The 16,940-nt window shown below is 43.0% G+C and carries 16 protein-coding genes; 3 read left to right on the forward strand and 13 right to left on the reverse strand.

Annotated features, from left to right (window positions below; genetic code table 11):
* Position 1: 1 nt before the first annotated feature.
* The 3 genes from EQM06_RS07075 to EQM06_RS07085 are packed head-to-tail and all read right to left on the reverse strand — an operon-like array spanning position 2 to position 2,847.
* Positions 2–700 carry a response regulator gene (locus EQM06_RS07075; RefSeq protein WP_128745663.1) on the reverse strand — a complete coding sequence of 233 codons (699 nt, stop codon included), beginning with the start codon at positions 698–700 and terminating at the stop codon, positions 2–4.
* Positions 660–2,156, reverse strand: a complete 1,497-nt coding sequence (locus tag EQM06_RS07080; RefSeq protein WP_205666522.1) for a sensor histidine kinase — start codon at positions 2,154–2,156, stop codon at positions 660–662. Before EQM06_RS07080 ends, EQM06_RS07075 begins: the two co-directional genes overlap by 41 nt.
* 10 nt (positions 2,157–2,166) lie before the next feature.
* Positions 2,167–2,847, reverse strand: a complete 681-nt coding sequence (locus EQM06_RS07085) for a Crp/Fnr family transcriptional regulator (protein WP_128745664.1) — start codon at positions 2,845–2,847, stop codon at positions 2,167–2,169.
* A gap of 130 nt (positions 2,848–2,977) precedes the next feature.
* Here EQM06_RS07085 and EQM06_RS07090 point away from each other — a divergent pair, with 130 nt between their 5' ends.
* On the forward strand, positions 2,978–3,685 hold the full coding sequence (locus tag EQM06_RS07090; protein WP_128745665.1) for an ATP-binding protein: 708 nt from the start codon (positions 2,978–2,980) through the stop codon (positions 3,683–3,685).
* Between the two features lie 49 nt (positions 3,686–3,734).
* On the opposite strand, the gene EQM06_RS07095 is transcribed toward EQM06_RS07090, so the two are convergent.
* Genes EQM06_RS07095 through EQM06_RS07115 form a run of 5 tightly spaced genes read right to left on the reverse strand, consistent with a single transcriptional unit; the run spans position 3,735 to position 9,231 of the window.
* Positions 3,735–4,652, reverse strand: coding sequence for an MBL fold metallo-hydrolase (locus EQM06_RS07095; protein ID WP_128745666.1), 918 nt, complete (start codon positions 4,650–4,652; stop codon positions 3,735–3,737).
* 36 nt (positions 4,653–4,688) lie between these two features.
* Positions 4,689–5,993 carry a pyrimidine-nucleoside phosphorylase gene (locus EQM06_RS07100; RefSeq protein ID WP_128745667.1) on the reverse strand — a complete coding sequence of 435 codons (1,305 nt, stop codon included), beginning with the start codon at positions 5,991–5,993 and terminating at the stop codon, positions 4,689–4,691.
* Between the two features lie 26 nt (positions 5,994–6,019).
* The gene (locus tag EQM06_RS07105; RefSeq protein WP_128745668.1) at positions 6,020–7,195 is read right to left on the reverse strand and encodes a phosphopentomutase; all 1,176 of its coding nucleotides are present in this window, start codon (positions 7,193–7,195) and stop codon (positions 6,020–6,022) included.
* A complete protein-coding gene (locus EQM06_RS07110) occupies positions 7,192–7,908 on the reverse strand; it encodes a metallophosphoesterase (protein WP_128745669.1) in 717 nt (238 codons plus the stop codon). Before EQM06_RS07110 ends, EQM06_RS07105 begins: the two co-directional genes overlap by 4 nt.
* Before the next feature lie 6 nt (positions 7,909–7,914).
* Entirely contained in the window at positions 7,915–9,231 is a 1,317-nt protein-coding gene (locus EQM06_RS07115; RefSeq protein WP_128745670.1) for a DNA recombination protein RmuC, read from the reverse strand.
* 91 nt (positions 9,232–9,322) lie between these two features.
* On the opposite strand from EQM06_RS07115, the gene EQM06_RS07120 reads away from it, so the two are divergent.
* Together EQM06_RS07120 and EQM06_RS07125 are read left to right on the forward strand one after the other, a co-directional pair.
* A complete protein-coding gene (locus EQM06_RS07120; RefSeq protein ID WP_128745671.1) occupies positions 9,323–10,297 on the forward strand; it encodes a nucleoside recognition domain-containing protein in 975 nt (324 codons plus the stop codon).
* 60 nt (positions 10,298–10,357) lie between these two features.
* Positions 10,358–11,134 carry an enoyl-CoA hydratase-related protein gene (locus EQM06_RS07125; RefSeq protein WP_128745672.1) on the forward strand — a complete coding sequence of 259 codons (777 nt, stop codon included), beginning with the start codon at positions 10,358–10,360 and terminating at the stop codon, positions 11,132–11,134.
* A gap of 89 nt (positions 11,135–11,223) precedes the next feature.
* On the opposite strand, the gene EQM06_RS07130 is transcribed toward EQM06_RS07125, so the two are convergent.
* The 5 genes from EQM06_RS07130 to EQM06_RS07150 form a co-directional block, all read right to left on the reverse strand.
* Complete coding sequence (locus EQM06_RS07130; protein WP_128745673.1) at positions 11,224–12,177, reverse strand: SPFH domain-containing protein; 954 nt, start codon at positions 12,175–12,177, stop codon at positions 11,224–11,226.
* 35 nt (positions 12,178–12,212) lie between these two features.
* Complete coding sequence (locus EQM06_RS07135; protein ID WP_164914387.1) at positions 12,213–12,686, reverse strand: NfeD family protein; 474 nt, start codon at positions 12,684–12,686, stop codon at positions 12,213–12,215.
* A 50-nt stretch (positions 12,687–12,736) separates the two neighbouring features.
* Entirely contained in the window at positions 12,737–15,865 is a 3,129-nt protein-coding gene (locus EQM06_RS07140) for a DEAD/DEAH box helicase (RefSeq protein ID WP_128745675.1), read from the reverse strand.
* Between the two features lie 98 nt (positions 15,866–15,963).
* On the reverse strand, positions 15,964–16,326 hold the full coding sequence (locus tag EQM06_RS07145) for a DUF4234 domain-containing protein (RefSeq protein ID WP_128745676.1): 363 nt from the start codon (positions 16,324–16,326) through the stop codon (positions 15,964–15,966).
* A gap of 56 nt (positions 16,327–16,382) precedes the next feature.
* The gene (locus EQM06_RS07150; protein WP_128745677.1) at positions 16,383–16,940 is read right to left on the reverse strand and encodes an HD domain-containing protein; all 558 of its coding nucleotides are present in this window, start codon (positions 16,938–16,940) and stop codon (positions 16,383–16,385) included.

Genomic DNA, 16,940 nt, shown 5'->3' on the forward strand with positions numbered 1-16,940 from the left:
TCTACTCATCCATAAGCCGGTATCCTACGCCTACTTCCGTCGTAATATACCTTGGTTTTGCCGGATTTTTTTCAATTTTCCTCCGCAGTGCTGCCATCAATGCGCGAAGAGCCTGCGTATCGCTGCTATAATCCACTCCCCAGACTTCTTTTAAAATATAGCCGGTGGTAAGCACCTTCCCGATATTTTTAAAAAACAGAGCCAGCAGACTGTATTCCATAGGGGTTATATGTATCTGGGAGCCTTCCAGCTCTACGATTCGTTTGTCCATATCTATCTTTAATTCTCCTACCTGAAATACCGCATTTTCTTTCTCCTTATTCCACTTGCTGGCATGCCGAAGGGATACTCGGATTCGTGCCATAAGCTCTGCCGAAGAAAAAGGTTTGGTCAAGTAATCATCCGCGCCCAGATCTAAAGCCGAAACCTTTTCCCGATCCTGATCTCTAGCCGATACCACAATGATCGGCATATCTGACCAATTCCTCACCCTTTCTATAATCTGAGTTCCGTCCATATCAGGAAGCCCTAAATCCAGCAAAAGCAAATCAAACTTTTCTGATTCCAATAAGTCCAAAGCGTACGTTCCATGGTCTGCGGCCTGATAGGAAAAACCTTCTCCCTTTAATGCATACGTGATAAAATTTCTGATCTGTGCATCATCTTCCACTATCAGAATATTTATATCTGTTTTTTTCACGTTTTTTCACCTCCATTGGCAGTGTAAAAGTAAATTCCGCTCCCTTTCCATCCGTACTGTTTCGTGCTTCTATCTGTCCGCCGTGTGCTTTAACAATCGCCTCACAGATGGTCAGTCCTAATCCGGTTCCCCGGTGAGCATCTGCCGACATTTCTCTGGACGTATAAAACGGTTTAAAAAGAATGGATACATCTTCGTTTTTTATTCCATCACCCTGGTCTTTTACTGCAAAAACAGCCTGATTATTCTTTTGATCCTCTGTAACAGAAACGCTGATTTCTTTTTCTTTAGGCGTATGTTTTACAGCGTTGTCAAGCAAATTCATCAGCACCTGCTGAATCAGCTTTGCATCCATCGGAACCAGAAGCAGTTCCTCCGGGACCTTCACTTTGATCTCATATTCGGGAAATCTTCTGCTTATATGGGATACGGCTCCCCCTACGATCTCTTCCGCAGCCTCCAGTTCCTTTTCTATGGTCAGCCGGCCGTCGTCTAACTGGGTCAGGCTCAATATATTTTCCATCAGCCCATGAAGCCAGTCCGCTTCATTATAAATCCCTTTTATCATCGGATACTTTTCATCGGATTCGTCGACCATATCCAAAAGCATTTCAGACGTTCCTATGATACCGGATAACGGGGTTCTCAAATCGTGGGATATGGATCGAAGCAGATTCGTCCGATATCTTTCCTGCACGATCTCCGCATCCGCCTCCATTTGTTTTTGAGAAGCCTGCCAGCGGTCCATGGCCAGAGCAATGCTTTCAATCATGACCTGCAATAAGCTTTTTTGATCCTCGTCCATCTCTCTGGCCTTATCTGATGGGATGCGTATGACGCCCAGCGGACTTTCATTTCCATAGATGGGCCAATCCCAAAATTTATCTCCTTCATCACACATCGTCTCTAAATTTTCTATTCTATTTCTGATTTTTTCATATTTATCCGACTTGTAGAAGCACAGGCATTCCGCTTCACAATCAAAGCTCAGGCTGACAGCACTGGCAGAAATCTGGGCCATGTCATTGATATCGCTGGCACCGGTCAATCTGGTGTTGAGGCTGTACAAGGCTGTAGCCTCCGCTTCCTTTTGCCTTGCTTCAAAAGCATTATTCTTCATTCTGGACGTCAGCGAGGTCGTTATAAATGCCGTAATGATCATGATAACAAACGTCATGATATAGCTGAGATTATGTTCGACAAACGAAAAATACGGTTTAGTAAAAAAATAGTTGAAGGTAAAGGTCGCTATGACAGAAGCTGCAATTCCGGTAATATATCCCGATGCGGCCCAGGTTATCAGAAGAACAGCCAATATATACACAAGAACAATATTGGGTTCTGATAATCCTACATACTGAAATACATATCCGATTAGGGAAGCCACAAATATCATAATAAAGATGATCAAAACACGGTAAACGCAAATATTTTTTATGTTTTTAGCTCGTTCCATTTCATCTCTCCTAAAATTCATTCATGTCCTCAGCCAAAAGCCTAAACTCGTTTTTGTTAAATTCAATGATTCCTTCATCCCGAAGCTTACCCAGTTCGTTGGATAAGGCACTTCTGTCCACACAAAGATAATCCGCCAGCTCCTGTCTGTTAAAAGGAATTGAAAACCTTCTCTTTTCCTGTTGCTGTGCCTGTGAAGACAAGTAAGACAACACCTTCTCCTTAATCGTTCTTTTGGATATATGTTCAATTTTATTATTCAAGAGAATATTTTTTCTGGCCAATATTCCCAGCATATTTTCAAGCAGTCTGTGGTGAAATGTACAAGAATTATCACAGGTATACACAATTTTATTGTAATCAATGAACAGAACGGTACTGTTCACGTTAGCAATCACGCTTACAGGAAGCTTTTCTATAGCAGCACAGGAAAAAGCTTCTGCAAAAATCTGCCCCGGTTCAATTTGTGCAATAATCGTACGATTTCCTAAAAGGTCTTCCTTCACAATGTGCACGCTTCCATCCACTACAATGCCCACCTTATCGATGTGGTCTCCCGCCATGAGAATGATTCCATTTTTATCAAAGCTCTTCACTTTTGCAGAAAGGCAATCCAGCATTGTTTCCAGATCTCTTTCGTCAATTTTTGCAAACAAGGGATTATTTTTTAAAATACTCAAATATTTTTTCATTTTTCACCTCTTTGTTGTAAAAACAACAGATTCTATTCTTGTAGTATAGTAGTATATTCACATAAAGTCAATGAGAAGAACTTAAATCATCAATATAATGAGTTTTATAAAAAATTAGGAGGATCAAATTATGATTAGAAAAATAATAAAGATTGATACAGAAAAGTGTAATGGATGTGGGTTGTGCGCAGAGGCCTGCCACGAAGGGGCGATCGCTATGATCAACGGAAAGGCTCAGTTAATCCGTGACGATTATTGCGACGGACTGGGAGACTGTCTGCCAGTATGTCCTACCAATGCCATTCGTTTTGAAGAACGTGAAGCATCCGCCTATGACGAACAGGCTGTAATGGCTAAAAAATCCGAAGACCAGGCTGCTCCTTGCGGCTGTCCCGGAACGCGATCCAAGTCTATCAGCAGAACCCCCGGCGCATCACACCATGCACCAATAGCAGAGAATAGTACACCTATGGATTCCCAGCTCTCCCAGTGGCCGATTCAGATCAAACTGGTGCCGGTTCATGCTCCTTACTTTGACGGGGCAAACCTGCTGGTAGCTGCGGACTGTACTGCCTTTGCCTACGGCAACTTTCATCAGGAATTTATCAGAAATCACGTAACAATCGTCGGATGCCCTAAACTGGATTCTGTCGATTATAGTGAAAAGCTTACAGAAATCATAAAAAACAACGATATTAAAAGTGTAAAGGTGGTACGCATGGAAGTTCCTTGCTGCGGCGGTATTGAAAACGCCGTAAAGCAAGCCCTGATCAACAGCGGTAAAATGATTCCCTGGCAGGTTGTGACCATCTCAACAGATGGGCGTATAATAGAGTAAAATAGAGATAATACTCCCCAACCCCTCTTATAGATTCTGAAAGAATTCTCTAACTGAATTCTTTCAGAATCACATCAATCATGTGTCCCCCATTAATGGTGAACGCTTCCTTCGGCTGTTCCTGAGCTCTTCGCTCTGACCAGTGATATTTTACATATTCAGCTAAAATCTGCTCCTTATCCAGACCCTTTCGATGCAAGTCCAGCAGAAAATCCTTCTTATATTCCGCACTTTTAATATACAGGTCAAAATACTCATCGGTGAAATACTCGGGTAAAATCCCAAAATGCGGACATATGATGTATTTAGGCTGATACGCTTTACACTTTAATGCAGACTCTATACTGTCTTTATAGCTTTTTAAAATGGAGGTATGCACGAACTGCGGGTTTTCCAAGACCCCTGTGCTTTCACTGGCAAACATGATTTTTCTCGGTTCTAAAATGTACGTTAAAGAACAATCCGTGTGGCCTTTTGTCTCAAGCACCTTAAAGTACTCATCTCCGATGGAGATTTCATCCCCTTCGCTTACGACCACATCTACCGCAAGACCATCCACCAGAATTTCGTTCTTCGATTCGGAATATAAATCTCTCGCAACCGTTCCCAGCTCTTTCATCAAAGCTCTGGCTCCGGGCCTTGCAAATACGCTCTTCGCCTTAGCCGCTCCATAAACTACTGCCTCCGGCCATCTTTTTTTCATATAAGGCAAGGCGCCTATATGATCGTAATGAGAGTGAGACAAGAGAATCCCGTCCAGAGAAGTTCGATCGTGCATGGCCAGTGCAAATTCAATATTCCTCACAACTCTGTCACCGCAATAGGCCATACCGCAGTCTACTAAAAAGGTCTTTTTACTGCCAAAAACCAGAATAGCTTCTCCGCCCTTTCCGGCGGTTACCCTCCATAAGCCTTCGGGAAATTTAAATCGATCATGGTCCGGGAAGTCATTAAAAATCGTATTCATAATCAGCCTTCTTCCTCTACTAATAAATTTTATAGATTAAAGAATGATTTTTTTGATCAATTCTTCTTTTTTTGGTTTTTCTTTTGAAAATACAAAAGCTTTTTCTGCTTCTTCAGCACTTCTTGCCACCTTCTCTGCGTCCGTTCCATAGATAACAGCTAAAACATCGCCTTCTGCAACGGTATCTCCCACCTTTTTGTGAAGATAGATCCCCGCAGAGAGATCGATGGAATCCTCTTTCGTGGCTCTGCCTGCACCGGAGTGCTGAGAAGCCAAGCCGATGGATTTGGCGGCAATTTTATAGACATAACCTGAACGATGACAAACAATTTCTTGGGTGCAGGTGTGCTGCGGGAACAAGCTGTAATCCTTTATAACCGCCGGGTCGCCTCCCTGCCCTTGAATAAACTCTGCCAGCTTATTCAAAGCCCCTCCGCTTTCCAGCGCTTCCTTGGCCATATCATAACCCTGCTGCCTGCTTTCCGCTTTATCTCCCGCATAAATCATAATACCTGCCAGTATTAGGGAAAGCTCTGTTATGTCACCGGGGCCTCTGCCTTTTAATGTATCAATGGCTTCTATGACCTCCAGACTGTTTCCTACAGCCTGACCCAAAGGCTGATTCATATCGGTTATGATGGCAATGGTTTTTTTGCGGTCCGCCGTTCCGATCTCTACCATCATTTCTCCCAGCGTGCATGCATCCTCAAAGCTTTCCATAAAAGCTCCGTCTCCGCATTTCACATCTAAAACAATCGCGTCGCTTCCGGATGCCAGTTTTTTGCTCATAATACTCGAAGCAATCAGGCTCATGTTTCCCACGGTGGCCGTAACATCCCTTAAAGCGTAAATTTTTTTATCGGCCGGTGCGATGTGAGCAGTCTGTCCAATGACTGAAAGCCCAATCCGATTCACCTGCTCCATAAAGCTTTCTGCCGGAATAGAGGTTTGAAAACCGGGAATGGATTCCATTTTGTCAACCGTGCCTCCGGTAAAGCCCAGACCTCTTCCGCTCATTTTGGCAATGGGCACTCCGCAGGCTGCCGCCAGCGGCGCCACCACTAAGGTGGTTTTATCTCCCACCCCTCCGGTACTGTGCTTGTCCACCTTGATGCCTTCTATTTGGGATAAATCAATGACATCCCCGGAATATTTCATCGCACGGGTCAGATGAAAGGTTTCTTCCTTATCCATCTGCTTCAGATAAATCGCCATCAGCAGTGCCGACATCTGATAGTCTGGAATGCTGCCTTCCGTATAGCCGTTTACCACATACTCTATTTCTTCCGGACTGAGCTTTCCGCCGTCTCTCTTTTTACCGATTATATCGTTCATATTCATGATAGGTTCCCCCTTTATTCCGCTATTTATGCTTTGATTAAAGATAAGAAGCTCTCACCAATTTCGGTTTTTTCCGCTCCCAGCATGTCACAAATTGTTGCTCCAATATCGGCAAAGGATTCTCTTACGCCTAAATCTACTCCCGCTTTAATCTCTTTTCCATAAATAACAACCGGTATATGTTCTCTGGTGTGATCCCATCCCGAATGAACCGGATCATTCCCATGATCCGCACAAAGCATTAATATATCTTCCTCTCCCATAGCGGAGATTATTTCCGGAAGTCTTGCGTCAAATTCTTCGATGGCTTTTCCGTAGCCGATGGGATCTCTCCGGTGACCGAATTTTGAATCGAAGTCTACCAGATTCGTAAAAATAAAGCCCTCGAAGTTTTGATTTAATGCGTCTATGGTCTTGTTCACTCCGTCCATGTTACTTTCCGTATGAACGGACTCTGTCACGCCTTTTCCATTAAAGATGTCACTGATCTTTCCAACAGCATAAACGGTTTTTCCCGTTGCCTCTACCTTGTCCAAAACCGTCTTTCCGCTTGGGGAGACCGCATAATCTCTTCTTTCTGAGGTACGGACTCTCTTTCCGTTTTCATCTATGATATACGGCCTTGCGATGACTCTTCCGCAAGCCACATCGCCCACCAGCATTTTTCTTGCGGTCTCACAGATCTCGTACAATTTTTCCAGCGGAATCACCGCTGTATTTGCGGCAATTTGAAACACACTGTCAGCAGAGGTATATACAATAGGTTTTCCTGTAGCCTCATGCTCAGGGCCTAATTCTTCAATGATCTCCGTACCGGATGCGGCATAATTTCCCAGTGTCTCCATCCCGATAGCCTGCTCATACGCTTTCATAAATTTTGCCGGGAAACCGTCCGGATAGGTCTTGAAAGGGATTTCTGTATAAAGTCCTGCAATTTCCCAATGTCCGGTAATCGTATCCTTCCCCTTTGATTTTTCTTTCAGCTTTCCAAAAGCACCTGCCGGTGATTCTACAGCGAAACGGCCGCCTGCCGCCCCCTGAATGTTTCCGAATCCGAGTTTTTTTAAATTTGGTATGTGAAAGCTTTCCATATGATCCGCGATATGCCCCAGGGTATCGGCGCCTTTATCCCCATAGCTCTCCGCATCGGCAAGCTCACCTATTCCCAGGCTATCTAAAACAATTAATGTGACTCTCTTCATTTCTTTTCCTCCTCTATTAATGCGATTTGAAGCGGTCTGCACTTCAGATAATCCAGTGATACCAGACTATATTCCACCCCATTCATCACACCCTTATATCCGTTTTTATGACCCTCTTGCCCGTGCAGATGCCCATATACGACCTTTTCTGCACCATACCTTGAGAACAATTCCGTAAATCCGGATTTTTGCATTTTGTCATTGGTGGGCGGATAATGCAGCATTCCGATGATTCTTTTGAAGCCTGCCCTTTGGGCGGCTGACAGGGAGAACTCCAGTCTCATCAGCTCTCTTTCGTAAATCTTACGATCGTGAAGCCCAAATTCATCGCTTCCCGGACAAATCCATCCTCGGCTCCCGCAGACAGCAATTCCTCCGGCATTATAAAAATCATTTTGCAGGAACGTCATGTCTTCATAAAGCTTATTGAGCTTTCCTATGCCGGTCCACCAAAGATCGTGGTTTCCCTTTGTGATGACCTTTCGCCCCGGCAGCTTATGAATCCACTCCAAATCTGCCATGGCCTCTTCCTTTTTTAACGCCCAGGAAATATCTCCCGGTATCAATACTATATCATCCTTTGTAATTGTTTCTTCCCAATTTTCCTTTACCCTGCCGGTGTGATTCACCCACTGACCTCCGTAGATGTCCATGGGCTTTTTCACCCGTTCGTCAAAGGATAAATGCAAATCCGCAATAGCAAAAATCTTCATCTGCGCTTATTCCTCTTCTTCATCCTTTAGGTATCCGACTACATGATCGGATTCCAAATCCAATATAGAAGTGCTCTCCAATTCGCTCAATCCGGTAATCCCTCTGAGCTTTCTCTGAATGCTTCTCGTTCTTGTGCCAATCAATTTGTCCAGTTCCGCATTGGCCTGGTTAATCCGCTGCTGCGTGGCTTCCAGTACCGTACCAAACTTATCGAACTCCGTCTTAACAGCTCCCAAAATGTCCCAGACCTGACTGGAATGCTTTTGTATAGCCAGGGTCTTAAAACCCATTTGCAGGCTGTTCAGAAGTGCCGCCATCGTCGTCGGCCCTGCGATATTAATTTTGTATTCCCGTTGAAGGACTTCCACCAGTCCTCTTCGCACCACTTCCGCATAAAGTCCTTCAAAAGGCAGGAACATAATAGCAAAATCCGTAGTTGAAGGCGGTTCCACATATTTCTCGTGAATATCCTTTGCTGCCTTCTTAATGGTCCTTTCCAGATTCTTTCCTGCTTCATCTATTTCTGCGGTGTTTCCTGAATCGTAGGCTTCCGTAAGCTTATTATATGCATCTGCCGGAAATTTAGCATCAATGGGCAGATAGACTACCCCATCCTGATCTCCCGGCAGCTTTATGGCAAATTCTACGCGCTCTGTTCCGCTGCTCTTTGTGCGAATATTTTCTTCATACTGCTCCTTAGATAAAATCTGTTCCAATATGGCTCCAAGCTGTATTTCTCCGAGAATTCCTCTGGTCTTAACATTGGACAGAACCTTTTTTAAGTCACCGACCCCGGCAGCCAAGGTCTGCATTTCTCCTAACCCTTTATAGACCTGTTCCAGCCGCTCGCTCACCAGTTTAAAGGATTGGCTTATCCTATCCTCCAGGGTTTTTTGCAGCTTTTCATCCACTGTATTTCGCATCTGTTCCAACTGTTTACTGTTTTCTTCCTGCAAAGCGCTCAGCCTTGTTTCCACGGTTTTCCGAATATTTTCCAATTTATGCTCGTTCAGCATAGTCATGTCGCTGAATTGCCTGTTGAGCTGTGCCAGCCGCATATCCTGTGATTCAGCGGATTCCTTCTGGTTTCCCGCCACCATGTCTCCCATGGCTTTAAAGCTTCCCTGAATAAACTGCAGCGTCTCCTGCCTGGAGGTCTTTATTTCATGGATCAGCTCCATTCTGACCTGATTGATGCCCTTTTCGGATGTCTCTTTTATATGTACCAACTGCCTTTTTACAAGGATATATAGAAGGAGGCCTATTATTACAAACAATAAGCTCATTCCTGCCGCACACATGAAAATTATCATCGAACTCATAAATATATCCGCCCTTCTTATTCTGCAATGAACCAATCGTGCATATTTTCTATATAAGTATACCACAAAATGGGAGGTTTAAAAACCTAAAATGAATATGACGAATAATCTGCACACTCTGATTTTATACATCTTGTACGGTGATTTTGGACTGCTTACCATTGTCCCTTACTTTTTATTCAAAATTCTGTTTCCAATCATAACATCTTTTTATCTGCTGCAGCTATTTCTGTTAGAATCTGATTTATTGAAAATTTTATCCTTTAAGCTGGACAAAGGCTTGAACAAATTTGGCCTGTCCTCTAATACACTGTTACCGCTTCTTTTGGGTTTTGGCTGTGTTACCGTAGCCTTAGGCACCTTGCAACTGACTGAAAACAAACGGGAAAGAAGAATTGCACAGATTCTTCTTTGTATGATCATTCCCTGTTCGGCTCAACTGGTCATCAATACCGTACTGATCTTTCAGACCGGCAAATCGTATCTCATGGCCTATATTCTCGTGATTTCTTTCCTTTTTTTAATATCGGGCTACCTGCTGAACCGATGCTTTCCCGGCAGCTCTCCTCCTCCGAAGGGGTCCATCCAGACCTATAAGCGCCGCTACCATTTTATGTTTCCTAAGATTTGGCCTCTCCTTTGTAGGTCCGTTGGCAGCAGCATGGCTTTTTTAGCGGAAACTGCTGTTCCTTTTGCTGTGGGTAACGTGATTGTTTCCATTCTCTCCTACTGCGGCCTGATACATAAGCTCTGCATGTTTACTGCACCCTTGTTCTGCAATTTCTTGAAGCTGCCGGAAGATGCGGCTGCCATATTCATTTTGAGTATCATAAAGAAGGATTTGGGAGCTGCCAGCCTTTTAGCTCTTTTTTCAAACGGCAATTTTACAGAAGCACAGATTTTTATCTGTACGGTCATGCTTACTTTATTCGTCCCCTGCCTTGCTTCCATGATCATTTTATGGAAACATGAACGCAAGTGGATTGCTATGGTTATTTGGATTTTATGCCTGCTTCTTTCCATAATGATTGGCAAAGTATTATGTATCTTGTTAATATTGCCATAATGCAGGCAAAGTGTTATGATATTTATAAAATATTTCTTAGGATGAAAGGAAGTTCTGACTATGTATGAAAACTTGAAATTTGAAGTAAAAAATAAAATTGCATTGATCACCATCAGCCGCCCTCAAGCCATGAATGCATTAAATATGGACGTTTTAAACGAGTTATACGCCGCATTCACCGAAGTGGAAACAAATGAGGAGATTCGTTCTGCTATTTTAACAGGAGAAGGAAAAGCTTTCGTGGCCGGAGCCGATATTGCTGAGATGAATTCATTTGATGCAATCGAAGGCAGAAACATGATGATTACAGGCCACCGCCTTATGAACTACATGGAATCCATTGAAAAACCAATTATTGCCGCAGTAAATGGGTTTGCTCTTGGAGGCGGATGTGAGCTTGCCATGGCTTGCGATATCCGAATTGCATCAGAAAAAGCGAAGTTCGGTCAGCCGGAAGTAAATCTTGGTATTATTCCGGGCTTTGGCGGAACGCAAAGACTTCCAAGGCTGGTCGGCAAAAGCATGGGTAAGTATTTGATCATGACCGCAGAAATGATTACAGCGGATGAAGCCTATCGAATCGGACTGGTTGAAAAAATGGTTCCACCGGAAGAATTGCTGGCTACCGCAGAAAAAATCGCCAAAACGATTATGTCAAAAGCCCCGATTGCTGTTGCCGCTGCAAAGACGGTCATCAACAACGGCTACGGACTGGATATGAAAACGGCCAGTGTCATGGAAATCGAAGCCTTTACGGCACCTTTTGCATCGCAGGATAAAACGGAAGGCATGACCGCTTTTCTTGAAAAAAGACAAACTAAATTCCAAAAAAAATAGGATCAGGAACCGGTAGGTGATTTTTTCATCTACCGGTTTTTTCTGTATCCTTTAACTTTTATCCTTTATAGGATTATTTTTTTATACTTTTATGACCTTTTATCCTGCCCGCTGTTCTTTTCTTCTTTAACTAACTCCGCAAAAGAAGTAGCCAGTCCTGCGACTCCCTGAATATCCGAAGGAATAATGATTTTCGTTGCTTTTCCATCCGCCGCTGCCGCAAAGGCATCCATGCTCTTGATTGCCAGCACCTCTTTACTTGGAGCAGATTCTACCAACATTTTAATTCCATCCGCTGTCGCCTGCTGAACCATACGGATTGCTTCTGCTTCACCCTCTGCTTCCCGAACTGCTGCTTCTTTTCTGGCTTCCGCATCCAGAATGACCGCCCGTTTTTGAGCTTCTGCCTCCAAAATAACAGATTCCTTGTGCCCTTCCGCAATAAGAACGGCAGACTTCTTTTCACCCTCTGCACGAAGAATGGCTTCTCTTCTTTCTCTTTCTGCTCTCATCTGTTTTTCCATGGCTACCTGAATATCTTTCGGCGGCGTGATATTTTTTACCTCTACGCGGTTAATTTTTATTCCCCATGCGTCTGTGGCTTCATCCAGTACCACTCTGATTTTTCCGTTGATATGCTCCCGGCTGGTCAGCGTTCCGTCCAACTCCAATTCACCGATGATGTTTCGGAGAGTGGTCGCCGTAAGGTTTTCAATAGCAGCCATTGGATTTTCAACACCGTAGGTATAAAGCTTCGGATCTGTAACCTGAAAATATATTACCGTATCGATTTCCATCGTAACATTGTCCTTTGTAATGACCGGCTGAGGCGGGAAATCAATCACATGCTCCTTGAGCGATATTTTTCTGGAGATCTTATCGATCAGAGGTATTTTAAAGTGAAGTCCTACCTGCCAAGTACCACTGTATGCTCCCAGCCTTTCCACTACATAGGCCTTTGCCTGAGGTACGACCCGGATATTAGTGACCAATAAAAAGATGAGAATAACGATTAATAAAAATCCTGCAATATAACCAAACATAACTTTCCTCCCTAATTTTACCCTTTATTAGATTTTTAACGGCTTTCCTCATGCTGCTCTACAGGCTTTACTACCAGCTTTACGCCTTCAATCCGACTCACCATGACCCGCGTGTCTTGATAAATGATCAGCTCTCTGTTCTCTGCAATAGCGGTCCATTCTTTTCCTTCCAGCTTTACCTGCCCGGCGGAAAAGGCCTCTATTTGTTTTGTAACAAATCCGATTTTCCCAATCAAAGCATCCGAATTGGTCTTTTCTCCTCCAACCTTCAGCTTCTTCTGTACAATGGGCCTTGTAAAATACAAGAGCACGATTGAAATAATAAAGAACAGCGCAAACTGTACGCCCAGCGGAGCTCCGATCATGGCCACAAGTGCCGCCGCCACAGCCCCGCCGCAAAACCAAATCGTCGTAAGCCCCATCGTCAAAGCTTCAATAATTCCAAACACTACAGCTGCGATTACCCATATGACAGGCCAATTTCCCACAATAAATGCCACTTCAACCATAACGCAGATCCTCCCCTTTCGATACAGCATTTTCTTTTAGTATATCATGATTATTCCAATAACTCCATCAGATATTTCCCGGATAAATGGTTTATTCCCGCTTGATTCTCCGTAATGACCGCCTCTGCCAAATCCTTTTTGCTCTCCTGAAGCTTTAAGATTTTCTCTTCTATGGTTCCCTCTGCAATAATTTTATATACTTGAAGGTTCTTTTTCTGCCCAATCCGGTGCGCCCGATCGGTGGCCTGATTCTGAGCGGCAAAGTTCCACCACGGATCATAGTGAATGACTACATCAGCCGCTGTTAAATTTAATCCGGTTCCGCCTGCTTTCAAAGAAATCAGAAATACATGGGCATCCTCTCCTATTTCCTGCATTTCACCGGATTCATCGTTAAAAGCCTCCACTAACTGGGCACGCTTTTCCTTTGGTGTGCTTCCGGTCAGCTTATAATACGGAATGTCTGCCTTTTTTAATTCATTCTCAATGATTTCCAGCATGGAGGTAAATTGAGAAAATACTAATACCTTATGCTCCCCGGACACCGCTTCTTCTATAAGCTCCATACAGGCATCCAGCTTCCCGCTTCCCTGCTTATAATCCTCATAACATAAAGAGGGATGGCAGCAAAGCTGTCTTAATCTGGTAAGCAGTGCCAGAATGGCAATTTTATTCGACTCAAAGCCGCCCTCTTTTATCTCCTTACCAATTTCGAGTTTAGCCTTTGCAAGGTTCGCCTTATATAATTTTTGTTGTTCTCCTGCCAACTTGGCATATATGACGGTTTCTATTTTTTCGGGCAGTTCTTTTAATACATTTTTCTTTAGACGTCTCAGCATAAACGGAGCGACCTGCCTTCTTAAGGATTCTGTCTTTTCCTCGTCATGATCCCGAACGATGGCCGTCTCGTATTTTTCCTTAAACTTGTTGTAAGAGAACAAGTACTGAGGCATCAGAAAATCAAATATACTCCATAATTCGCTCAATCGGTTCTCAATAGGAGTTCCGGTCAGTGCGAACCGCTGTTTGCTCTTTACCAGCTTTACCGCTTTCGCATTTTGCGTAGACGGATTTTTAATGTATTGGGCTTCGTCAATAATGCAAAAATCAAATTCTATGGCCTGATACTGCTCCAAATCTCTTCTGAACAAATCATAAGAGGTCAATATTACTGTCTCTCTTTCTGCTTTTTTTATCAACTTTTTTCGTTCGCCGGCCGTTCCTATGATCGGCAAGGTACAAATATCCGGTGCAAATTTTTGAATTTCTTTTTCCCAGTTCAAAACCAGCGATGCCGGCGATATAATCAAAGCCAGGCTCCTGCTTTTTTTCGAAGCCTTCTCATCAGAAATACCGCTGCTCTCCTCTTCGGTGAGAAGTTCACGGGCATCCTCCAAAAGAGAAATAATCTGCAATGTTTTGCCCAGTCCCATTTCATCCGCTAATATTCCGCAAAAACCATACTCTGTCATGGTCTTAAGCCACTGGAACCCTTCCTTTTGATAGTCCCGCAGAACAGGATCCAGTCCCCTCGGAATGGTGTGATCCCTGTCTTCTATAGCACTCATTCCCCGTATCAGGCTTTTAAAATGTCCGTCTCGGTCAAACTTGATGCTTTGGGAATTCTTCAGCATACTATTTAATAATAAGGACTTGTATTTGGGTATTTCAAAGCTGCCCTTTTCCAGATCATTTTTGGATAGTCCGAAGTCATCGACAAAGGAAAGCAGCTCTGCCAGCTCATGATTGGAAAGATCAATAAAGCCGCCGTCCTTCATCCGGTAATATTTTTTTTTATGCCGATATTGCTCCAAGGCGCTCATGAGCTCTGCTATCGGGAATTGATCCAGATCAAAGTCCAATTTCAATAAATCACTTTCAAGCTTGACCCCTACAGAAGCCTTTGGAAGGACAGCATTTCCTATTCTCCGATACTTTTCTGTTGTAAATACACTTCCTATCTTCGTAAGGCCTCTGGCTACCACATTTACAAATTCATAAATCCGTTCATCACTGCCGGCGAAATATAAAATTCCTGAATTCCTTTCATACCCGTCAAAATATTTACTCAGCAGGATTTTAGCCCGTTCTTCTAAGATCAGATCCCGAACCGTTCCGGCACCCTCCAGTGCTTTTTCCGTCTGGCCGCCGGTCCAGGCTTCAAACACCTGTTCATTGGACATGACGTCAAAGACCACTCCTTCACCATATTCACACAGCAGCTTCGAGGTGATGGTATCATTGCTTGGACAGTCCAGATAAATTTTTATCCGCCCCTTGTCCGGCATGAATTTTTTCAGGATTTCTGCTCCGGAACAGACCTCCACATATTCCTGAACCTGAGCCATGACATTGGAAAAAAAGGCATTCATATCTTTTTCTGCCAAACAGATTTTACCGTCGCTTGCATGGAGAATCTCTATAAAATCCTTCATTTTTTCCGTAAAATCTTTACTGGTCTGCCAAAGCTCACGGCCACTGGCAATATAGAGGTGCTCTTTTCCGAGAATAAAATCAAATTCCGCGCTTTGTATGATATATTCCTCTACAGAGGACTGCTCTACAAAAATCTGGATCTTAGGGGTATGCTCCATAATCCGGTAGGAGGCTTCCTGTTTGTTCTTCCACCTGTCCTTCTCTTCGCTGTAAGCATACCAGCCCCTCATATATTCATAGCCCACTATGCTTATTTCCCGATCCTTGAAAATATTCATCAGGATGTCTAAATTTTTAGGCCCGATCTTCATGTATCGCTTCGTATTGTCGTATCCGTAATTATTCTCATAATAATTATCATTTCGATAGCTTTCTATTTCATTATACCGATCCATGACGTAAGAAACCAATCCTTTTGAAGTTTCACTGAACATAGACGGATGATGAGTCAAGGTGAGCTCTTTCCCATACGATACGGTTTCTTCCCACTGCATGTTCTCACAAAAATTCTTTATATTTTTAACAACGTACAGCCTTTTTCTTCCTACGGTAAGAGACAATTCCACTTGATTTCTTCCTATCGTAAGTTTTGGAATCAAGTCGACAGGGTTTTTCTGATCCACGGAAGTCTCCGCATCTATCAGATTTCTATGAGAATATAAGTCAATCAGTCTTAAAGCATTTCGATCTGAAAGCCTGTTTCGGTCCGCTTCTTTCTTTCCAAACTTATCATATACATTCATTCTGTTTTTCCCTTTGCTTCCATAAAAAAAATTACTTACAAATCTTTATTATACTATAAGTAATTCTTTTTATCATCTATTATTCAATTCATTAAAAATTAATGAGTCAGTCTTTTAGCAGAAAACTTATTTAATTCAATCTGTATCAGTATGTATGTCACTAAACTCAATCCGATAATATTCAAAATTAAATACAGAACGCCATTATTGGCAGAACCATCCTCTATATTTCTCTTTCGTTTCGCTGTTTCTAGTCGGTCGCCCATCTTATAAGCCCAATACCATCCATATAAGCCAAACGTAATCAGATTGAAAATAAACGCTAAAATACCCCCGGCACCCTTTTCCTCGGAAAGCCCCAGTGCTTCATCTGTCATGCAGACAAACCAGTAAATTCCATAAATTCCAAATGTAATCACCGTAAAAATTGCACTTAATGCCACATTTCTTTCTTTAACCATTTCCTAAACCCCTCTTTTATTATTATACTTTATTTATTACAGAATACCTTACAGCTTTAATAGGTCTTTAATTCTCTATAGAGCTGAATGAACTGCGCCTCCACTTGAGCATGAGGCACTTCGCTTTCACATATGGAAATGTGGATTTCCGGTTCCGTTTTAAACAACAGGTCACCATGCAGCAGCTTAAACTCATGATAGAGCATGCAGCTGTCAATTTCCTTGATTGCCTTTTCTTCCGTCTCATTGGGCGGTTCCACATCCAAAGCATTCAGCACGGTAGCCTGCAGCTCCCTTTCATAATCCTTATATGCGCTCAGCTGAATTTTAAGCGGTGTGATCACATCTCCTATATAGGCTTCTGATGCGTCATGCAACAGACAGTCCAGCTGAATCTTTTGGGAAAGCCCTCTTTCTCTGGCCTCCAATGCGCAATTTATAGAATGCTGCGCCACAGAAAAGAATATTTTTAAATGTCCATTGGCTCTGCATATCAAAGATAGTGCATGTGCCACATCCCCAATGGTAATATCTTTTTCCGCCGCTCTGGTAGGATTAAATTTTCTCTTATAGTACGTTGTCACATAACTTCTGTCAATATTTGCGTCAAACAT

It is taken from the genome of Aminipila luticellarii, from assembly GCF_004103735.1.
GTDB classification, from domain to species: Bacteria; Bacillota; Clostridia; order Peptostreptococcales; family Anaerovoracaceae; genus Aminipila; species Aminipila luticellarii.